Genomic DNA, 18,700 nt, shown 5'->3' with positions numbered 1-18,700 from the left:
GTCAGCTACGTCTCCGCAAACTGGCAATTTCGGCGAAAATAGGCCCTAGACGGCGGGGTATGGCGACAAGCAGGGCAGTAAATCTCAGCTCCAGCTACAGTCTGGCGAATGGCGCACAGGACCGCGGGGCGGGCGTCCGCCAGTCACACCTGCCCCAAAAAATACCGAATGTTCGGTTATTGGACGTGGCATCGCTGCGTGGAGAAGATCAACCGCCGCATGGAACCATCGGCGGCAGCGTGGATCGAACGTGCGCCAGGATCAACCGACCGGCTCATCGAGGAAAGCATCCGCACCGGTCGCTGTGCTACCGCGGGCATTGCGCCGCCGGGTAACCGTGAACACCACAGCGGCAGTGGTCAGGATAACCGAGAGCAGTTCCGGCGCGGGTCCGATTCGGGTCGCAAATGTCATCGAGCTGCGCAGCGGTAGCTCGGCTACCAGCGCGGCGGGCACAAACTTGGCGGTCTCCTGCTGTACCGCACCGTCCGCCCCGATGATCGCGCTGACACCGGAGGTCGCGGCGACGACGAGCGCGCGGCCGTGCTCGACCGCGCGCACGCGCGACATGGCCAGCTGCTGGTAGGTCATCTCGCTGTCGCCGAAGGTCGCATTGTTGGTCGGCACGGTCAGCAGTTGGGCGCCCGCCCGCATCGAATCACGGAAGGCCCGATCGAAGGCGACCTCATAGCAGGTGGCAACACCGATCTCGACGCCGTCGGCGCGCACCACACCGTCGCCGTGACCGGGCACGAAATATCCGGCACGATCGGCATATTCGGAGAACAGTCGGAAGAAGCTGCGCATCGGCAGGTATTCGCCGAACGGCTGGATGATCTTCTTGTCGTGCCGCTCCCCCGGACCCGCCGCACCGTTCCACACGATCACCGAATTGGTCGTCGTGCGGTCGGCGTTCACCAGCACCGCGCCGACCAGAATGGGCGCACCGATCTGCTGCGAAGCCTCGGTGATCAGCGCGCCCGCGTCGGCGTTGCGCAATGGGTCGATGTCCGACGAGTTCTCCGGCCAGATCACGATGTCCGGCTTGCGAACCTGCCCCGCCGCGACTGCCCGAGCCAATTCCTCGGTGCGCCGGACATGGTTGTCCAGCACGGCGCGCCGCTGCGCGTTGAAGTCCAACCCGAGCCGCGGCACGCTGCCCTGGATCGCGGCGACCGTGATCATCCGGTCGCCATCCTCCGGGTCGGGCAGCGCGGACCGGAGGATCGCTCCGGCGCAAGGCATGATAGCCAGAGTCACTGCCGCAGTAATAATCCCGAGGCGAGTGGGCCGGCTACGGGTTGCTTCGGCGTCCGCACGCGCTGCCACCCGCAGCTGGAGAACAAGTGCCGCCGCCGCAGCACCGGTCAACGCCACCGCGAAGCCGATCAACGGAGCGCCGCCGAGCATCGCCAACGGCAGATACCATCCGTCGGCCTGACCGAATGCCACACGGCCCCACGGAAACCCACCGAAGGGAAAGCTGGATCGGACCCATTCCGTCGTCGTCCAGGCCAGCGCGACCCACAGCGGCCAGGCAGGCAACGTGCACAACAGGCGCACCAGCAGTCCGAAAAGTCCGATATACACCGCACACACCGTCGAAAGCGTCAGCCACGGCACCGGGCCGACGTAGATCCCCGTCCACGGCAGCAGTGGAATGAAAAACCCGAGGCCGGCGAGGAATCCGTAGCCGAATCCGCCGCGCAGCCTGCCACTGCCGCGCACCGTCAGCGTGAGCACCGCGATGCCGAGCGGCGCGAGGAACCACCACGGGCGCGGCGGGAAGCTGCCGAACAACAACACACCCGCGAGCACCGCCGACACCGACCGCCACCACACCGGATGCCGTTCGATGAGGGTCGTGAGCTGCCGCCATAGGGCAGCGCCCCACTCACGGTTCACCGGTGGCCGCCTTCCGCCACCACACCCATCGGCCCGTCTCCCACCGGGTCCCCACTGGTCATCGACCATAAATCCGATCGCGTCGACCCGCGGCCTGCTGGGTTCGTCACGGTCGCGCGCTCCACGATGCAGGCCGCGCGGTGGCATCGAGATCCGATGTCATTGCGATACCGCCGGTTTCACGCTTCATGAATCGTTACTCCGCGGTGCACGGTGCGCAAACAGGTCGGCAGTGGCGCATCGAGGTCCAGCGGGGGCAGTCCGGGAACGCGGGAACGCGGGTCGGTGGACCAGCGCTGGACCGTGTCCGCGGCTGCGGCGACGACGAGTTCGTCGGCGTCCCACACCGCGTAGGATGCGGGAGCGCCGGGGATCAGCGTGCCCGCGATGCCGTCGCGAACTCCGCCCGCTCGCCACGCTCCCCTGGTTGCTGCGGCGAAGGCGGCGCGCGGCGAGAGACCGTGGCCGGAAGTACGGTGCTGGACGGCGGCGCGGACGGCCGACCAGGGTTCAAGAGCAGTGACCGGTGCGTCCGATCCGATCGCGAGCGCGATACCGGCAGCGGCCATCGCGGCGAAGGGATTCAAAGTGGCGGCGCGTTCACCACCGAGTCGGGCGGCGTACATTCCGTCCTGCCCGCCCCAGGTCGCGTCGAAAGCGGGTTGCACGCTGGCGATTACACCCCAGGCGGCGAGTTTGCGGATCTGCTCGGCATCGATCATTTCCGCATGTTCGACGCGGTGCGCGCGCGCGGCGACGGCCGGTCCGCCCAGAGCTGTCACCACCCGCTCGAATCCGGCGACCACCGCGTCCATCGCGGCGTCGCCGATAACATGGAAGCCCGCCTGGACGCCTGCCTCGGTGCACGCCTGCACGTGTGCGGCGATCGCGTCGGTGTCGATGTAGCCGATGCCGGAGCCGCTGGAGTCGGCATACGGCTCGCGCAGCCAGGCGGTGTGCGAACCGAGCGAGCCGTCGACGAACAGATCGCCGCCCAGTGCATGCACACCGAGTTCACCGGCCAGGGCCCGCGCCTCGTCCGCGGTGCGCACCAGCTCACCCCAGTACGCGCGAACCTCGACACCGTGCTTGAACTCGAGCAGTTCGCGCACGTCGGCGCGGCCCGCGATCTCCGGTCCAGCGCACTCGTGCACGGCGACGATGCCACGGGCGGCCGCGGCATCCAGAGCCGCCCGGCGGGCCCGATCACGGTGGGCCCGATCCAATCCCGCGAGCACGGTCGTGCGCACCAGGTGATGCGCGGTGACGCGCAAGGGTTCACCCCTGGTGAATCCGGTCGCGCCGGTTATCTGGGGCACGGCGTTCAACAGCGCGGTGGACACCACTGCCGAATGCGCGTCGACCCGTGACAGGTAGACCTGACGGCCGATCCCCGCCGCAGCGTCGATCTCCTCGATAGTCGGCGGCCTGCCTTCAGCCCAGCGCGTCTCGTCCCAGCCGTCACCGAGGATCGCCCCTTCGGGATGTGCGGTCGCGTATTCGCGCAGCAGTTCCAGGCAGTGGGCGAGCGAACGCGCGAGCGACAGGTCCAACCCCGTCAGCTTCAAGCCGAGCGCCGTCACATGCACGTGCGGATCGACGAACGCCGGTGCCACGAACGCACCGCCGAGGTCGATGATCTCCGCATCGGGATGCAGCGCCCGGCCCGGTTGCTCAGCGCCGAGCCACACCACGGTCCCGTCGGTCACCGCCATCGCCGTCGCGTCAGGTGAACTTGAACTGTAGAAGCGACCGCCGATCAGCAACTGGGTACTCACGGGAGACCAGTCTGCCGTATGTGGCTCGTCAGCCTTTCAGCGCCGCTTGCGGTGACTCGTCGGGCGGCAACGCCAACAGCGCCATGACTTCGGCATACGCGGGCGGCGACGCACCGTGCCCACTGCCCGAAGCGCGGCAACCCGCCTCCACAGCAATGAGCTCCAGCCGCAGCGCCGCGGCCGTGAATCCGGAAATAGATTGTCCCGCAGCCGCCGCCGCCTGCCTGACGGCTGCGGCCAGCTCCTGGCTCACCGTCACGGTGAGCTGCTCGGTGGCCATCTGGGCACGATAGCCCTTCGGACCGCCGTGGGGAAGTAGGCGGGTGCCCAGCGGTCGAAAGCGCTACGAGCCGACCCGGTCGCGAATCGCGGCCTGCTCCGCCAGTTCGAGTTCGATGAAGGCGCCGATCATTGCCCGCCATACCGATTCGGCGACCGCGGGCGCCAACCCCGCCGCGGCGGCGCGCTCCCGCGCCAAGGCGACTACCGCCTCTACCCGGGCGGGCGCTCGCACCGCGTGCTCATCGGTCTTGTGTGTGGCGGCCATGCGCACCAGTTCCTGGCGGTCGGCCAAGAGCCGGACAAGGTCCGCGTCGAGCGCATCGATGCGGGAGCGGATATGTGCGAGTGACATCGGATCGGACATTGTGCTAGACCCTAGGGCACGGCACGCACTTCGACAGTCCGACCCCGACAGCTCAGTCACCGATCGCGCGCCGAGTCGACGACCGTCCGTCGTCATACCACTCGGAGACGACGACGCCATCGACGACATTGTCACCGTCGATGACCACGCCGCGGTAAGGCATCGCGGCGGCCAGGCGGCTGAGGCGCCGAGCGCCGAGGGCGGTCACGAACGGCCGAATAACGAAGCGGGTCGGCGGCAGGAGGAGGAGCAGGCCGACCACCGAGGTGACCAGGCCGGGGATGGAGATCAGGAAGGTGCCTGCGGCAACGAGTACGCCGTTGGTGACAGCGGCGCCGGGGGCGGCCTCCCCGCGGCCCGCGCGACCGAGCTGCTCGAACACGCGCCTGCCCTGGGAGCGGATCAGCAGCACGCCCGCAGCCGATACCCCGATCAGCACCAGGATGGCGGGAAAGGTGCCGATCAGCTGGCTGAGACCGAAGAGCGCGGCGAACTCGACGACCAGATAAAGCACGAACAATACGGCAGGCATGGCGCCCCTTTCGGACGATCTACTTCATTCCAACGCACCATGGACCCGCTTTTCTCCCGAACGAGCCTGATATCTCGCTGAGACCTCACGCTTACCCGCCCGGCCGCACCAAGCCGGTCTCGTACGCCAGCACGACCGCTTGGACTCGATCGCGCAGACCGAGTTTGGTCAGCACCCGGCCCACATGCGTCTTGACGGTCGCCTCCGAAAGGTACAACTGCTCGGCGATCTCCGCATTGGAGCGACCGGCGGCGATCTGCTCGAGCACCTCACGCTCCCTCGCGGTCAGCACGTCGAGGACACCGGGGTCACGCATCCCACCCGGGTCGTCGGCAATAAGCCGATCCAGCAGCCGCTTGGTCACTTTGGGCGACACCACCGCGTCCCCCGCCGCCACGCTCCGAATGGCAGAGATCAGATCCTCGGGTGGGGTGTCCTTCAGCAGGAAGCCGCTCGCCCCCGCCCGCAGCGCCCCCAAAGCATGCTCGTCGAGATCGAACGTCGTCATCACCAGCACTCGGCAGCCGTCGCCGGCGTCGACGATCCGCCCGGTCGCGGTGACACCGTCGACGACGGGCATCCGCACGTCCATCAACACCACATCCGGCCGCAGCTCCTTGGCTCGTGACACCGCCATGGCGCCGTTCTCGGCCTCTCCGATCACCTCGATGTCGGGATGCGCACCCAGCACCATCTTCAACCCCATGCGCATGAGTTCCTGGTCATCGACAACGAGAACAGTGATCGGCACCTGCCCAATCTATCGTCCCTGCGGGTCCACCCCGCCGGTCCAGCCTCGCCCACCTTCCGATCCTGTGCCGCCCTGTTTCCTTCCCGGACCGGCAGTCTCGGCTGCCCCATCACGAAAGCCGTTGCACTACTGGATGATTCCGGCTCAGCCTCAGGTCTCGTCGGAGATGTCGAGCGGAATAGTCGCGCACACGCGCCAGGCGCCGTCGGTAGCGCGGCCCGTTTCGAGGGTGCCGCTGAGGACGGCAATGCGCTCACGCATTCCGGCCAGCCCCATACCGCCGCCCTTGATCGCGTTGCCGTTCGGGTCCTGGACCGGGATACCGCCGGAGTCGGTGACCTCGATCAGGACGTCGGTCTCCCGCCGCAGCACCCGGACCCAGGCTTTCGGGTGCGGGCCCGCGTGGCGCAGGGTGTTGGTCAGTGATTCCTGGACGATGCGGTGCACACCGAGGCTGACCTCGGGCGGGATGGTGTCGAGTTCCCCGGTCAGCTCTAGTTCGACGGCGAGGCCGGTGCCGCGCATCATCTCGACGAGCTTGGCGATGCCAGCGGTCCCGTGCTGCGGCACCTGCTCGAGCGCTGGTTCGATACGCAGCAGCGCGACGGTGCGGCGCAGTTCGCGCAGTGCCTCGCGGCCGGTGCCTGCGATGGTGGTGAGGGCTTGCTCGGCGGCGTCGGGGTCGCGACGCAGTGCATACCTCGCGCCGTCGGCCTGCACGATGATCACGCTCACCGCGTGCGCGACGACGTCGTGGAGTTCACGCGCGATACGGGTGCGTTCGAAGGACACCGCGTCGTGCGCACGCCGTTCCCGGTCGTAGTCGGCGACCGCGAGTCGTGCCGCGACCTCGGTGTCATAGGCGTGCCGTGCACCGATGAATTCCGCGAGCGTCCAGCACAGCAGGAAGAACATCGCGGTGAAGATAGCGTCGCTGCCCGCGGGCTTGTGTAACAGCAGGAAGGAAAAACTGCTGTCCACCGCGAGTCCAGCCGCGAACCACAGACCCTCGCGGCGGCCGACATAGGCGACCAGTGTGTAGAGCATGATGCCGAGCCCGAACAGTGCGATGTGATCGGCCTTGTCCTCGGCCAAATATCCGACCACCGTGGAGGTGATCGACAGAGCCAGCATCGCCGCCGCCATCGCACGCGGATACAGCCGACGGAAGGCCACCGGACCGGGCAGTAGCACCCCGATGCCGAGGTAGGCGAGCTTGTGATCGGAATTGGCCACGCCGAGCACCTCGAGCAGCAACAACGCCATGGCCAGGCCCGAATCCGCGACAAGGGGCCTACCGCGAAGCCACAGACTGAATCGGCGCACAAATATCAGCCTATGTCGAGGTCGGACACACTCGGTGGGCCGATCGGGAGATCCCGCGTGTCGGCCGGCCCGCGATCAGCTCGGCGCGCCGGATCGACCTTCCGCGCATGTCGGCCCGACCCACACAGACCAGCGCTCCCGCCGATCTCATCGATGCGGCCGACCCCGGCTCGGGCATCCCCGGCGATCCCAGCTCCCGCATGGCGAACGCTCGGGAGATCCGCGCGAAGCGGCAGGTCGACCGCCGCAGCACATGGGTGCCGACGATCCGACCCCCGCCCGTCTGGTTTCCTGACCGCGTGGATTTTGCAGACTGGGCGGCCTTACTGGTTGCCGCTACGGCCGCGGGTTGGGTCGACGCGGTGGTCGGTGGCGGCGGATTGATCATCTTGCCGACCCTGTTCCTGGTATCGCCTGGGATCACGCCGCAAACCGCGCTCGGCACAAACAAATTCGCGGCCGTCGCGGGCACAGGAGCCTCGGTAGCGACCTTCGCGCGGAAGGTTCCGATGCGCTGGCGGGTACTGCTGCCGGCCGCGGGCATCGCCGCGGTGGCCGCCGCGGCCGGCGCTGCCGCGGTCTCCCTCATCGACCGCGACCTGTTCATTCCGATCGTGATGGTGGTGCTGGTCGGGGTCGCGGTCTTCGTCACCCTGCGCCCAGCGATCGGTGTCACGATCGCGACGCATCCGCCGACGCGGCGCAAATTCATCTTGGTGGTCGCGCTGGCCGCCGGGCTCGTCGGTTTCTACGACGGCCTGCTCGGACCGGGCACCGGCACGTTTCTGATCATCACCTTCGCGACGCTGCTCGGCACCGAGTTCGTGCGCGCTGCGGCGATGGCGAAGGTGATCAACTGCGGGTCGAACGTCGGCGCGCTGATTTTCTTCGGCGTGACCGGTCACATCATGTTCGGGCTCGGCGCGGCCATGGCCGTGTGCAATGTGGCGGGCGCGATCACCGGCTCACGCATGGCTTTACGCAAGGGCGCGGAGTTCGTGCGGATCGTGCTGCTCGTGGTGGTGATCGTGATGGTGGTTCGGTTGGGCTGGCAGCAATTCGGCTGACGAGGCAAGCGCAGTGTTCAGCCGACCGGATGGGCGTGCATGGTGGAGTTCGAGGCGAGCCAGGGTTGCAGCACCCGCGAGGTCGTTTCGTGGATGTGCTGGTGCAGTCGCTCGCCGTCCTCCGCACCGGCGTGCGGACTCTGGAACAGCACGGTGAGCGCACCGGAGACAGCCCCGACGACCGCACCGACCAGCGCCGCGGCGCCGACCTCGTCCAGTTCCGAGGGAAACGCGTGGTGCAGTTGCCTGGCGATCTCCCGCTGGGCGACCAACTGTGCGTGCGCCGCACGCCCGCTCACCGCGGGCACGATCCGCGAGACCTGTGCGCGCAATGCGGCGATCCGCGCGCTCAGATCGTCGACGAGATGTTCGCCGGGATTGTCGCCCGCCGCGCGCAGCGCACGCAGCAGCACCTCCACCGGACGTTCGCCGGGGCGACGGCTGGCGATCGCGGCCACCGCCGCGCGCACGCGTTCGTCCTGCTCTGGGAACAGCAGTTCTTCTTTGCTCGCGAAGTAATTGAAGAACGTGCGGGTGCCGACCTCCGCCACGGCGGCGATGTCGGCCACCGTCGTTTCCTCGTAGCCTCTACTCTCGAATAGTTCGACGGCTGCCTCGAGGAGGGCGCGGCGGGTACGGTCTCGTTTGCGATCGCGGAGGGCGGATGGCGGCACGCGGGCACAGTACGGCATTTGGCGACTTGGGTACGGTAGGCGACGGTTTCGCGCGTGCCGTTACCCATTTGCGATGGTCGAAGTCCCATCCACCCCGATTTGCGACGACCGGCGCGGCGTCCTGCAGCCTGCACTTCCGATAGCAACGAACCTCTGATCTGGTGCGTCGCGGTTCGCCAGGGCTCGGCCGAACATTCACCCATTCAAGCGTTTTGGGCTGTCGCGATACGGGGCACCGCGCAAGCATCGTGTGCCGCTTTGCGGTTCATGCAACATTGCGCCGTAGGCATACTCGCGCGGCGTGTATTTGCGGTGCTGCGCCACTGTAGCGAGGGGAGCGACTAAGTTGGTCCGGGTGAGCATCGCGACTTCCAAGGATGTGGACGCCGAGTTCCTTTCGCTGCCGCTGACCGCGCTCGCCGATGCCGCGTTGTCCGCGGCGAAGGCGGCGGGGGCAGAGCACGCGGATCTGCGAGTACACCGGCTGGTCACCCAGTCGATCCGCTTGCGAGACGGCCGAGTGGAGGCAATCACCAATGCGACCGATCTCGGTTTCGCGGTCCGCGTGGTGGTCGACGGCACGTGGGGCTTCGCCTCGCACGCCGCGCTCACCCCACAGGCCGCGACCGAGGTGGCCCGCCGCGCGGTGACGGTGGCAACGACGTTGCGTGCGCTGAACCGTGAGCGCGTCGAGCTTGCCGCGGAGCCCCGCTACGACAATGTGCGATGGGTGTCGTCGTATGACATCGACCCCTTCGCGGTGTCGACCACGGACAAGGTCGCGCTGCTGCAGGACTATTCGGGCCGACTGTCTGCCGCCGACGGCGTCGACCACGTCACCTCCTCGGTGCTGCAGGTCAAGGAACAGACCTTCTACGCCGACACCGCGGGCTCGACCATCACCCAGCAGCGGGTACGGCTGTATCCGCAATTCGAGGCGATCACCGTCGATTCCGCGGCGGGCGTCTTCGAAACCATGCGTACCCTCGCGCCCCCCGCGGGACGCGGCTGGGAGTACCTCACCGGCACGGACAGCACGTGGGACTGGGGCGGCGAGCTCGCACAGATCCCCGGGTGGCTGACCGAGAAGGTAAAAGCCCCGACCGTGCAGGCAGGCCCCACCGATCTGGTCATCGACCCGACCAACCTGTGGCTGACCATCCACGAGTCCATCGGCCACGCCACCGAATACGACCGCGCCATCGGCTACGAATCCGCCTACGCCGGTACCTCGTTCGCGACGCCGGACAAGCTCGGCACCCTGCCGTACGGCACCCCGATCATGCACGTCACCGGCGACCGCACCCAGGAGCACGGTCTCGCCACCGTCGGTTACGACGACGAAGGCGTTGCCGGGCAGCGCTGGGATCTGGTGCGTGACGGCGTCCTCGTCGGCTACCAACTCGACCGCGTGTTCGCTCCGCGTCTCGGGCTGGACCGCTCGAACGGCTGCTCCTACGCCGACTCGCCGCACCATGTCCCGATCCAGCGCATGGCCAACGTCTCGCTACAACCCGATCCCACCCACGACACCACGACCGAAGAACTCATTTCGCGCGTCGAGAACGGCATCTACATCGTCGGCGACAAGTCGTGGTCGATCGACATGCAGCGCTACAACTTCCAGTTCACCGGCCAGCGGTTCTTCCGTATCCGGGACGGCAAGCTCGACGGCCAGCTCCGCGACGTCGCCTACCAGGCGACGACCACCGACTTCTGGGGCTCGATGGAGGCGGTAGGCGGACCGTCCACCTGGCGGCTCGGCGGTGCGTTCAACTGCGGCAAGGCCCAGCCGGGTCAGGTCGCCGCGGTCAGTCACGGCTGCCCATCGATTCTGGTGCGCGGCATCAACATTCTCAACACCCGGACGGAGGCGGGCCAGTGAACGCGATCGGTACCGGCCTGATGCCCGCGGGCGCGGTCGTCGAGCAGGCGCTCGCCCTCTCGCGCGCGGACGAGGCAATAGTGATCGTCACCGACGCCAACGAGGCTTCACTGCGGTGGGCAGGCAATTCGATGACCACCAACGGCTCCTCGATTTCCCGCGACTGGGCGGTGATCTCGGTCTTCCGCGACGGACCGAACTCCGCGCGGGTCGGCAGCATCAGCTCGACCAGTGTCGACCCGAAGGACATCGAGGCCATGGTGCGTGCCAGCGAGGCGGCCGCCCGCACCGCCGAACCCGCCAAAGACGCGATGCCGTTGCTCACCCCTGACATCGACAACGCAGCCGACTGGGCGGCGGCGCCGGGCAGCACCGGCATCGAGGTTTTCACCGACCTCGCCCGCGACCTGTCCAAGGGTTTCGACGGTGCCGATCGCCTCTACGGTTTCGCCCACCACCAGATCCACACCACCTGGCTCGGCACCTCGACCGGTATCCGACGCCGGTTCGTGCAGCCCACCGGTTCGGTGGAGATCAATGGAAAACGCGGCGATGGGGCCGATCTGGCCAGCGCCTGGGTCGGTGTCGGCACCGCTGACTTCACCGATGTCGACATTCCGCGCCTGCTCACCGAGCTCGCACGTCGCCTCGATTGGTCCAAGCGGCGCGTCGAGCTGCCCGCGGGCCGCTACGAAACCCTGCTGCCGCCCTCGGCAGTCGCCGACCTGATGATCTACATGGCCTGGGAGATGGAGGGCCGCGGCGCGCAAGAGGGTCACACCGCCTTTGCCCGCGCGGGCGGTACCCGAATCGGTGAGCGGCTCACCGACATTCCGCTGACCCTGTACTCCGACCCGCGGGCCGGTGGTCTCGAATACCGTCCGTTCGTCGCGACATCCGCTTCCTCGGAGGCGCTCTCGGTCTTCGACAACGGCATGCCCGCACAGCGGGTCGACTGGTTGCGCGACGGCGTCATCGAATCTCTCGTCTATCCGCGCGCCACCGCCGCCGAATTCGATGCGCCCACCACGCTGCCCGCCGAGAACTTGCTGCTCACCGGCGGCTCCGACGCCGATCTCGACGATATGATTGCCCGCACCCAACGCGGCCTGCTGCTCACCACGCTCTGGTACATCCGCGAGGTCGACCCGGCCACACTGCTGCTGACCGGACTCACTCGTGACGGCGTCTACCTCGTCGAGAACGGGGAAGTCACCGCCGCTGTCAATAACTTCCGCTTCAACGAGAGCCCCATCGATCTACTGCGCCGCGTCAGTGAAGCGGGTGCGACCGAGACCACGCTCCCCCGCGAATGGAAGGACTGGTTCACCCGGACGGCCATGCCGCCGTTGCGAATTCCCGACTTCCACATGTCTTCGGTCAGTCAGGCGACCTGACCGACGTGGGCAATGGTCGGCGGCCGATCATCCGACCGTGCCCAGGGACGGTCAGGCGACGGGTGTGATTTCGATGCCGATGGTGGCCGCTTTGCCACGGCGCAGGGTGCTTCCGAGAATGACCAGCGGGCCGAGCAGCCAGTACTTCTTCTTGAGTAGCTTGCGGACCCGCTCGGTGCCCTCCGCATCGAGCACCCGCCCGGTGCCCTCGATCACCTCGCCGTGCGGCTTGCCCGAGGCGCTGCACGGCTGCACCGTGACGGCCGCGTTGCGACGCAGTCGTTTCACCTTCCAACTGTCGGTCACCGTCCACACATACAGCTTGCCTGCGTCGGCCGCCGCCCACACGGCGGTGCCGACGGGTGTGCCGTCCTTCCGGAACGTTGTCAGCAGAACATAATCCGCCTTGCCGACGGCCCCGAGCGTGTTCGTCATGAGGGCAGCGTATTCGGTCGGTCGGGCATCCGGTATTCGCCCGCTTCCAACCGTTCGAGCAGGCCGCCGGTCCACCCGGCCAGGTGACCGAACACTCCGCTCCACAGTTCGAGCAGGTCGGTGGCGTGTGGTGGTTCGTAGCGGCCGGGGAACGAGGGAATCATGGCGAGCAGGTCGTTGCGGACGGCTTCGCTGCGGCGGCGCTGTTCGCGCAGCTTCTCGATGACGTGAGCACGCGGCAGCGCGTCCATGAACGCGATCGCGGCGCCGAGTTCTTCCATGTCGATGCTCACCAGCGCCTCGTCCATCAGCGCGCGAAACTCTGCCTCGCCGGCTTCGGTGACTTCGAACAGGGTGCGGCCGGGGCCCTGATCGCTGCCCTCGGTCCCCAAGGCGCTGAGTTTGCCTTCCTGGGTCAGCTGCCTGAGCGCGTGATAGATCGGGCCCGGTTTGACGTTCGTCCACGTTTCCGCACGCCAAGACAACAATTCGCGGCGCACCGCATAGCCGTAGGTGGGTTGACGCAACCGCATCACACCGAGGACGAGCAGCCGAACGACCGACATGAACGAGCTCCTTAAGGTCGGACTCGGACGATTCGGCGTCGAAGCCACCCGCGCGGACAAGGCACGGGCACTATCCGCGCTGATCGAATTGTCCGTTGCCACGAACGAATCCGCCCGTGGCGAACGGTGGCGCACCGAACTGCGGGCAATGAAGCTGTCCGAGGCCGAGCGCATGTCGGTAGCGAAAGAGCTGCGCGCGGCCACCGATCTGGCCGACTGGCTATCCGAAGAAAGCTGACCTGAGCCGCCTGTCATCCGACCAGCGTCAGGATCTCCGGTCCATCGGCGGTGATCGCCACGGTGTGCTCGGAGTGCGCGGTGCGCGAGCCATCGGCCGACCGAATCGTCCAACCGTCGGGATCGGTGTAGATCTGGTCGGTCGTGGCCGCGAACCAGGGCTCGATGGCAATCGTCAGCCCCGGCCGAAGCCGGTATCCGCGCCCGGCGCGCCCCGCGTTCGGTATGTGCGGGTCTTCGTGCATGGTGCGCCCGAGGCCATGCCCGCCGAATTCGGTGTTCACCGGATACCCGTAGCCATGCGCCACATCCGCGATCGCGGCGGAGATATCTCCGATCCGATTGCCGGGCAACGCCACTGCGATTGCCGCAGCCAAGGCCTCCTCCGTGGCCCGCACCAGTTGGACATCCTCCGGCGCGGCCCGGCCGACGATCACGCTGACTGCCGAATCCGCCACCCAACCGTCGACGCCGATCGCCAGATCCATGCTCAGCACATCGCCATCACGCAGCACGTAGTCGAACGGAAGACCGTGCAGCACAGCGTCATTGACCGATAAACAGACGGTGTTACGGAACGGGCCCCGCCCGAACGACGGCGCGTAATCCCAGTAGCACGACTCCGCGCCCCGTTGCCGAATCCGTTCCCGCGCAATAGCTTCCAGGTCCAGCAGGTTCACGCCGACCTGCGCGTGCTGCCGCAGCGCTGCCAGGATCTCCGCGACGAACTCCCCCGCGACTCGCATCCGCGCAATCTCGTCGCGGCTCTTCAGCTCCACCATCAACCTGCTCCGTTCGGTATTTTAATACCACCCTAGCCGGTGCGGTATTTTAATACCAGCCACTTGCGGTATTTAAATACCGCCCATACGCTGATGCCATGGTTCGCCTCCCACTGACGCCCGCACAGGTCGAGGCCGGTCGCCGCCTCGGCACCCGGCTGCGCGCCGCTCGCGCGGACCGCGACCTCACCGAAACCGCTGCCGCAGCAGGAATCTCGCCGGAAACCCTCCGAAAGATCGAGACCGGCCGCCTCCCCACCCCCGCCTTCGGCACCATCGTGTCCGTCGCCGCGGTTCTCGACATTCCCCTGGAAGAACTAGCCGACGCCTGGCGCTCAGCCGGTCTCGCCGAATCCGCTTGACGACCCTGGGCGCCAGCTCGAACACAGGACCCACACCGTCATCGTGGCGCTTCTAACCGCCTCCGGGCGCGGCTACTGCCCGCAAGAAACAGATACCCGGCGTTGTTGTGTCGTGTGGCCCCGTTAACTGCCGAGAGCATGGGCTCCCTCATACCGGCACCGGCGAGCCCTTACTCCCCAGCGGCGGCGCGAGGTGTGATGACGATGCCGACAGACCGATCCGCGCCCCTGATCAGCTTGTGCCCGCGAATGGCGAGTTTGCCGACAAGGCCGTACTTGTCGGCGACGAGGTCGCGCACCCGCTCGGTGCCCTCGGGGCCCAGAATCTCGGCAGTCCCGGCGAGGATCTCCCCGCCTCCGGTGCGACCGCGGTTGTCGCACACCTGGACCGTGACATCCGGATTGCGCCGGATGCGCTTGACCTTCCAGGTGTAAGGGTTGGTCCACACCACGATGCGGTCGCCGTCCGGCGCCACCCAGACCGGAGTTCCGACCGTAGTGCCGTCTTTCTTGAAAGTAGTCAGCCGCGCGTACTTGCTATTGCTCACTTCATTCCACGTCATGACAAAACCGTAGGCCGCCGGCGGGGCTGGAGACATCCGTCTACGGTCACATTCCGAACTACGCGCCACGACGTACTTCCATCGCCCGTGAGCTGCCGTTATTCCCCAATCGACACCGCCTTCACAGGGCACGACCGAACCCCGTGTGATGTCACCGACGTCACGACCCGCAACGGCTAGTCGGCAGATAGTTTGGCGGGCATCGAGCGGTAGCTGTTCAGATTCACCAGGCCACGCGGGATCGGCGGGCCGTCCAGACGCAGATCCGGGTACCTCTCGAAGAGCCCGCGCAGTGCGACGGCGCCTTCCAGTCGGGCAAGACTGGCCCCCAGGCAGCCGTGCACCCCGCTGCTGAACGAGAGATGTTCTGCGGCGTTGGCCCTGGTCACATCGAATCGTTCGGGATCGGGGAAGACGGTGGGGTCCTTATTGGCGCCCGCCAGCAACAGCAGGACCAGGGAACCGGATTTGACGTGCTGATCGGCGATGTCGACATCACAGCTCGCGATCCGGCCCGTTATCCGTATGGGACCGTCGTAGCGCAGGATCTCCTCGACCGCACCCGGCCACAGCTCTGGCCGCGCCGTCAGCATGTCCAATTGGTCCGGATGGCTTGTCAGCAGCGCGATTCCATTGCCGAGCATGTTCACCGTCGTCAAGAATCCGGCGTCCAGCAGCAGGGCCGCGTTGGCCACCTGCTCGCGGCGGGTGAGCTCGCCACCTGTCACCAGCATACTGAGCACATCATCGCCCGGTTCGGCGCTGAGCCCGGCGATGTGCTGTTCGAAGTACCGCTGCCCCTCGGCCAGGTCTTCGATGGCGCGGCGGAAAGTGGTCCAGGTCAGGCCTCGGTCGAGCAGCGGCGCACCGGTATCTCCCCACTTCAGCATGGTCGAATGCATGTCGGCGGGCAACCCGAGAATCTCGGCGATGATCGCGATGGGCAACTGCGCGGAGAAGTCGTCGATCAGATCCGGTCGCGGCGTCGATTTCAGGCGTTCGAGCAGGTCATCGGTTACTTCGACAACCCGTTCCCCCAGTTTGGCTATCGCCTTCGGCGTGAATGCTTGCCCGACCAGGCGTCGGTAGTGGGCGTGTTCCGGCGGATCGGTCACCAGCATCGAGGGCGGTTCCGCGAGGTTGGGAAGTTCCAGATCGGTCTTGGTCAGCACCCAGCGGATCGGCTTCGGCAGGGCTCGATTGTTGGGCGTGACCACGCCGAAGCGACGGTCCCGCAGGATCAGTCGGCACAGTTCGTGGTCCGCGGTCACGCGAACCCTCGATATCGTGGGCATCCGTCCCCGCCGCCGGATCTCCTCGATGGATCGAGGCGCTCCGAGCCCGCGATCCGGACCGGCCAGGATCTGCGCGAGGGGATCGCCCCGACGCGCCGACCACACGAGATAGGACCTTGCCAGGCCATGCAGGACCAGCCACCGAATCCACGCGCGCGTTAACATTGTCACCTCCCACGCTGGACTGTCCCTATGGTAGAGCGCCGTCGACGGCACTGTCGGCTAATCTTTGGCTAGCCGCCGTCTGCGATGGCGACGGAGGGGGCCGGAAGGCGCTGCGTATGGCCGACACGGTGGTCGAACGGACCGACTCCGGCTTGTGGTCCCGGTTCGCAGGTAGCGTGGTAGAAACAGACTTTGCCGGGATCAGCAACCCCCGACGATGCCCATCGCCATGATCATCGCCAGGTACCGGCCACCCGCTCGCGCGTTACCGAGTTTTCCGAATCACCAGGAGGTTTGGGGATGTGATGGAGCGACCTTCAGATCAGGTGCGCGGCACAATGGACAGGCGCGGTTTCGTCAAGGGCGTCGGCCTGGCCGCTATGATGCTGGGCCTTGCGGGTGGAAGCACGCTGGCGACGGCCCGGTCCCTGGCGCGGGCCGACGACCACGGCCTGAACCCGAGCGCGGCGGTATACCGCGCACTGGTGCCGGAAATCTTCGCGCCGCTGCCGGATCCGGCCGACCATGTGCCTGCGATCGTCGTCGGCTCTGGGTTCGGGGCGTCGATCACCGCGCTGCGCCTGGCGCAGTCCGGGACCGAGGTCGCGGTGCTCGAGCGTGGGTCACGCTGGCCGAATGATCTGTGGCGCGACATCTTCACCGTCGACACGATTCCGGATGGTCGCGGCTTCTGGCATCGCACCTCCTTTACCGGCGTGACCGGGATCCCCATGTCGTTCGATCCGTTCGGCGGTGTCCTCGACGTTTCCAGCTACCCGGGCATCGACGTGTGGCGCGGAGCGTGTGTGGGCGGCGGGTCGGTGGTGTTCACCGGGGTGATGATCGAGCCGGAGCAGCGGTTCTTCGACCATGTGTTCGGCGGTGTGGTCGACTACCACGAGATGCATGATGTCTACTACCCCCGGGTCCGAAATATGCTGCGGCCGAGCCCGATCCCGGACGACATCTATCACTCCGTCGCGTTCGCACACGCGCGGGCCTGGGATGATCAGTTCCGCGCGGCCGGCTATGTGCCGCAGCGCATCGACGGCACGTGGAATTGGAACGTCATCCGCGACGAGCTGGCCGGACGATCGACGCCGTCGGCGACGGTCGGCTGTTCGAACCTCGGCAATTCCAACGGCGCGAAGTTCGATCTGAATCAGAACTACCTGCGCTATGCCGAGAACACCGGCGTTGCCCGGATCTACCCCGGCCACCGAGTGGACGCCATCGCCAAGGAACCGGGAGCGTCGGGTCGTTATACCGTTACCGTGACCAAACTCGCACCTACCGGTGAGGTGCTCCGTATCCGGACGCTGACCTGCGACAAGCTATTCCTCGGTGCGGGCTCCATCGGCACCTCCGAGCTACTGGTGCGCGCACGGGAGACCGGCGCGCTGCCGAACCTGAACGAGCACATCGGCGAAGGCTGGGGCAGCAACGGTGATGTCGGCCTGGCACGGCCGCTCGACTCGTTGGACGTAGGTCTGCAGGGCACGCCGTCCGCGAGCCGGATTCTGGACGAGGCGGGCGCACCTGTGTCGCTGGAGAACTGGTTCATCCCCGGCGCAACGCCTTTCGACATCGGCACTCTCGCGTCGCTGGGCATAGTGCTCGACGACACCCGCGGCCGGTTCGTCTACAACCCGGCCGACGGGCGGGTGGACCTACAGTGGCCTGAAGACGGCGCTGCCGGCTACCTCGCGCGAGCGCAGGAGGTCAACGACAAGGCGGCCTGCCACTGCCTGTCCCTCGCCCCACCGGTCATCGGTGGGGACGCCTCATTCACCTCGCATCCTTTGGGCGGCGCAGTGATCGGACGCGCAACGGACGGGCACGGTCGGGTGCATGGTTATCGAGGCCTGTACGTGATGGACGGGGCGGCTGTGCCCGGCAGCACTGGAACAGTGAACCCGTCGTTGACGATCAGCGCGCTGGCTGAGCGCAATATCGAACAGATAATCCGTTCTGGGGAGTAGTCGAGGCCGAGATGCACGCAGGATACCGTTGTGCACGCCCCATCGAGTAACGTGCCCGCATCATTATCGTCGAAATACGGACAAATAATAAGCACGATCAGGAGAAGCGCGCCGGAACCTTACTTATTATTTGTCTTATTTGTCCGAATAGAACAGTAAAGCCACGGAGAGTCGAAGTCCCCCGCCTTGCTTCCGAAAGCCACTGCCCCACCGCCTGCGACATGTCGCCAGTTCCCGAGGAGGTTTTCGAGGTCACTGCGGTCCACTTCGACCCAACCCACATTTCCTCTGACGTCGCATCAAAAACGCAGGTCATGGTAGCTATTTCCCTCGCTGCCGGTGGCTGGGTCAT

19 protein-coding genes are annotated in these 18,700 nt (G+C 66.7%); 6 read left to right on the top strand and 13 right to left on the bottom strand.

Annotated elements, in window-relative coordinates:
• Window positions 1–261: 261 nt before the first annotated feature.
• From lnt to OHQ90_RS22605, 7 genes are all read right to left on the bottom strand, one after another.
• On the bottom strand, window positions 262–1,842 hold the full coding sequence (gene lnt, locus OHQ90_RS22635; RefSeq protein WP_328413040.1) for an apolipoprotein N-acyltransferase: 1,581 nt from the start codon (window positions 1,840–1,842) through the stop codon (window positions 262–264).
• Between the two features lie 242 nt (window positions 1,843–2,084).
• Window positions 2,085–3,683 (bottom strand): amidohydrolase, encoded by a 1,599-nt coding sequence (locus OHQ90_RS22630; RefSeq protein ID WP_328400569.1) that lies wholly within the window; start codon window positions 3,681–3,683, stop codon window positions 2,085–2,087.
• Between the two features lie 28 nt (window positions 3,684–3,711).
• Window positions 3,712–3,963: a hypothetical protein gene (locus tag OHQ90_RS22625; protein ID WP_328400567.1), complete on the bottom strand. Its 252-nt coding sequence runs from the start codon at window positions 3,961–3,963 to the stop codon at window positions 3,712–3,714.
• Window positions 3,964–4,026: 63 nt separating this feature from the next.
• Window positions 4,027–4,329 carry a chorismate mutase gene (locus OHQ90_RS22620; protein WP_328400565.1) on the bottom strand — a complete coding sequence of 101 codons (303 nt, stop codon included), beginning with the start codon at window positions 4,327–4,329 and terminating at the stop codon, window positions 4,027–4,029.
• 52 nt (window positions 4,330–4,381) lie between these two features.
• Window positions 4,382–4,861 carry an FxsA family protein gene (locus OHQ90_RS22615; RefSeq protein ID WP_328400563.1) on the bottom strand — a complete coding sequence of 160 codons (480 nt, stop codon included), beginning with the start codon at window positions 4,859–4,861 and terminating at the stop codon, window positions 4,382–4,384.
• Between the two features lie 91 nt (window positions 4,862–4,952).
• Window positions 4,953–5,612 carry a response regulator transcription factor gene (locus tag OHQ90_RS22610; protein ID WP_328400561.1) on the bottom strand — a complete coding sequence of 220 codons (660 nt, stop codon included), beginning with the start codon at window positions 5,610–5,612 and terminating at the stop codon, window positions 4,953–4,955.
• A gap of 150 nt (window positions 5,613–5,762) precedes the next feature.
• Entirely contained in the window at window positions 5,763–6,938 is a 1,176-nt protein-coding gene (locus OHQ90_RS22605; protein ID WP_328400559.1) for a sensor histidine kinase, read from the bottom strand.
• A gap of 299 nt (window positions 6,939–7,237) precedes the next feature.
• Between OHQ90_RS22605 and OHQ90_RS22600 the strand changes: the two genes are divergently transcribed.
• Entirely contained in the window at window positions 7,238–8,005 is a 768-nt protein-coding gene (locus OHQ90_RS22600; RefSeq protein WP_328413038.1) for a sulfite exporter TauE/SafE family protein, read from the top strand.
• 17 nt (window positions 8,006–8,022) lie between these two features.
• On the opposite strand, the gene OHQ90_RS22595 is transcribed toward OHQ90_RS22600, so the two are convergent.
• Window positions 8,023–8,574 (bottom strand): TetR/AcrR family transcriptional regulator, encoded by a 552-nt coding sequence (locus tag OHQ90_RS22595; RefSeq protein ID WP_328400557.1) that lies wholly within the window; start codon window positions 8,572–8,574, stop codon window positions 8,023–8,025.
• A 460-nt stretch (window positions 8,575–9,034) separates the two neighbouring features.
• On the opposite strand from OHQ90_RS22595, the gene OHQ90_RS22590 reads away from it, so the two are divergent.
• Both OHQ90_RS22590 and OHQ90_RS22585 read left to right on the top strand, forming a co-directional pair.
• On the top strand, window positions 9,035–10,564 hold the full coding sequence (locus OHQ90_RS22590; protein ID WP_328400555.1) for a TldD/PmbA family protein: 1,530 nt from the start codon (window positions 9,035–9,037) through the stop codon (window positions 10,562–10,564).
• 20 nt (window positions 10,565–10,584) lie between these two features.
• Complete coding sequence (locus tag OHQ90_RS22585) at window positions 10,585–11,961, top strand: TldD/PmbA family protein (RefSeq protein ID WP_328413036.1); 1,377 nt, start codon at window positions 10,585–10,587, stop codon at window positions 11,959–11,961.
• 51 nt (window positions 11,962–12,012) lie between these two features.
• On the opposite strand, the gene OHQ90_RS22580 is transcribed toward OHQ90_RS22585, so the two are convergent.
• Window positions 12,013–12,396, bottom strand: coding sequence for a PPOX class F420-dependent oxidoreductase (locus OHQ90_RS22580; protein WP_328400553.1), 384 nt, complete (start codon window positions 12,394–12,396; stop codon window positions 12,013–12,015).
• Window positions 12,393–12,962: a PadR family transcriptional regulator gene (locus tag OHQ90_RS22575; protein WP_328400551.1), complete on the bottom strand. Its 570-nt coding sequence runs from the start codon at window positions 12,960–12,962 to the stop codon at window positions 12,393–12,395. The genes OHQ90_RS22580 and OHQ90_RS22575 overlap by 4 nt, the downstream gene beginning before the upstream one ends.
• On the opposite strand from OHQ90_RS22575, the gene OHQ90_RS22570 reads away from it, so the two are divergent.
• The gene (locus OHQ90_RS22570; RefSeq protein ID WP_328400549.1) at window positions 12,961–13,200 is read left to right on the top strand and encodes a hypothetical protein; all 240 of its coding nucleotides are present in this window, start codon (window positions 12,961–12,963) and stop codon (window positions 13,198–13,200) included. The genes OHQ90_RS22575 and OHQ90_RS22570 overlap by 2 nt on opposite strands.
• A gap of 13 nt (window positions 13,201–13,213) precedes the next feature.
• Here OHQ90_RS22570 and map read toward each other — a convergent pair whose 3' ends face one another.
• The gene (gene map / locus OHQ90_RS22565) at window positions 13,214–13,981 is read right to left on the bottom strand and encodes a type I methionyl aminopeptidase (protein ID WP_328400547.1); all 768 of its coding nucleotides are present in this window, start codon (window positions 13,979–13,981) and stop codon (window positions 13,214–13,216) included.
• A gap of 98 nt (window positions 13,982–14,079) precedes the next feature.
• On the opposite strand from map, the gene OHQ90_RS22560 reads away from it, so the two are divergent.
• Complete coding sequence (locus OHQ90_RS22560; protein WP_328400545.1) at window positions 14,080–14,343, top strand: helix-turn-helix transcriptional regulator; 264 nt, start codon at window positions 14,080–14,082, stop codon at window positions 14,341–14,343.
• A 170-nt stretch (window positions 14,344–14,513) separates the two neighbouring features.
• Here the strand turns inward: OHQ90_RS22560 and OHQ90_RS22555 are convergent, their stop codons facing one another.
• Together OHQ90_RS22555 and OHQ90_RS22550 are read right to left on the bottom strand one after the other, a co-directional pair.
• Entirely contained in the window at window positions 14,514–14,906 is a 393-nt protein-coding gene (locus OHQ90_RS22555) for a PPOX class F420-dependent oxidoreductase (RefSeq protein ID WP_328400542.1), read from the bottom strand.
• A gap of 176 nt (window positions 14,907–15,082) precedes the next feature.
• Window positions 15,083–16,366, bottom strand: coding sequence for a cytochrome P450 (locus tag OHQ90_RS22550; protein WP_442941155.1), 1,284 nt, complete (start codon window positions 16,364–16,366; stop codon window positions 15,083–15,085).
• Window positions 16,367–16,671: 305 nt separating this feature from the next.
• On the opposite strand from OHQ90_RS22550, the gene OHQ90_RS22545 reads away from it, so the two are divergent.
• Window positions 16,672–18,348 (top strand): GMC oxidoreductase, encoded by a 1,677-nt coding sequence (locus OHQ90_RS22545; protein WP_328400538.1) that lies wholly within the window; start codon window positions 16,672–16,674, stop codon window positions 18,346–18,348.
• Window positions 18,349–18,700 lie beyond the last annotated feature (352 nt).

Origin of the sequence: Nocardia sp. NBC_00403 (assembly GCF_036046055.1) — a bacterium.
Lineage (GTDB): Bacteria > Actinomycetota > Actinomycetes > Mycobacteriales > Mycobacteriaceae > Nocardia.
This window is presented reverse-complemented; position numbering and strand designations above follow the sequence as displayed.

What these genes read in the sequence shown, in the direction of transcription:
- OHQ90_RS22625 (WP_328400567.1), bottom strand. Translation starts at nt 3,963, where the DNA reads ATGGCCACCGAGCAGCTCACCGTGACGGTGAGCCAGGAGCTGGCCGCA.
- OHQ90_RS22620 (WP_328400565.1), bottom strand. Translation starts at nt 4,329, where the DNA reads ATGTCCGATCCGATGTCACTCGCACATATCCGCTCCCGCATCGATGCG.
- OHQ90_RS22615 (WP_328400563.1), bottom strand. Translation starts at nt 4,861, where the DNA reads ATGCCTGCCGTATTGTTCGTGCTTTATCTGGTCGTCGAGTTCGCCGCG.
- OHQ90_RS22585 (WP_328413036.1), top strand. Translation starts at nt 10,585, where the DNA reads ATGCCCGCGGGCGCGGTCGTCGAGCAGGCGCTCGCCCTCTCGCGCGCG.
- OHQ90_RS22580 (WP_328400553.1), bottom strand. Translation starts at nt 12,396, where the DNA reads ATGACGAACACGCTCGGGGCCGTCGGCAAGGCGGATTATGTTCTGCTG.
- OHQ90_RS22570 (WP_328400549.1), top strand. Translation starts at nt 12,961, where the DNA reads ATGAACGAGCTCCTTAAGGTCGGACTCGGACGATTCGGCGTCGAAGCC.
- OHQ90_RS22575 (WP_328400551.1), bottom strand. Translation starts at nt 12,962, where the DNA reads ATGTCGGTCGTTCGGCTGCTCGTCCTCGGTGTGATGCGGTTGCGTCAA.
- map (WP_328400547.1), bottom strand. Translation starts at nt 13,981, where the DNA reads ATGGTGGAGCTGAAGAGCCGCGACGAGATTGCGCGGATGCGAGTCGCG.
- OHQ90_RS22560 (WP_328400545.1), top strand. Translation starts at nt 14,080, where the DNA reads ATGGTTCGCCTCCCACTGACGCCCGCACAGGTCGAGGCCGGTCGCCGC.
- OHQ90_RS22555 (WP_328400542.1), bottom strand. Translation starts at nt 14,906, where the DNA reads ATGACGTGGAATGAAGTGAGCAATAGCAAGTACGCGCGGCTGACTACT.
- OHQ90_RS22550 (WP_442941155.1), bottom strand. Translation starts at nt 16,366, where the DNA reads ATGTTAACGCGCGCGTGGATTCGGTGGCTGGTCCTGCATGGCCTGGCA.
- OHQ90_RS22545 (WP_328400538.1), top strand. Translation starts at nt 16,672, where the DNA reads ATGGAGCGACCTTCAGATCAGGTGCGCGGCACAATGGACAGGCGCGGT.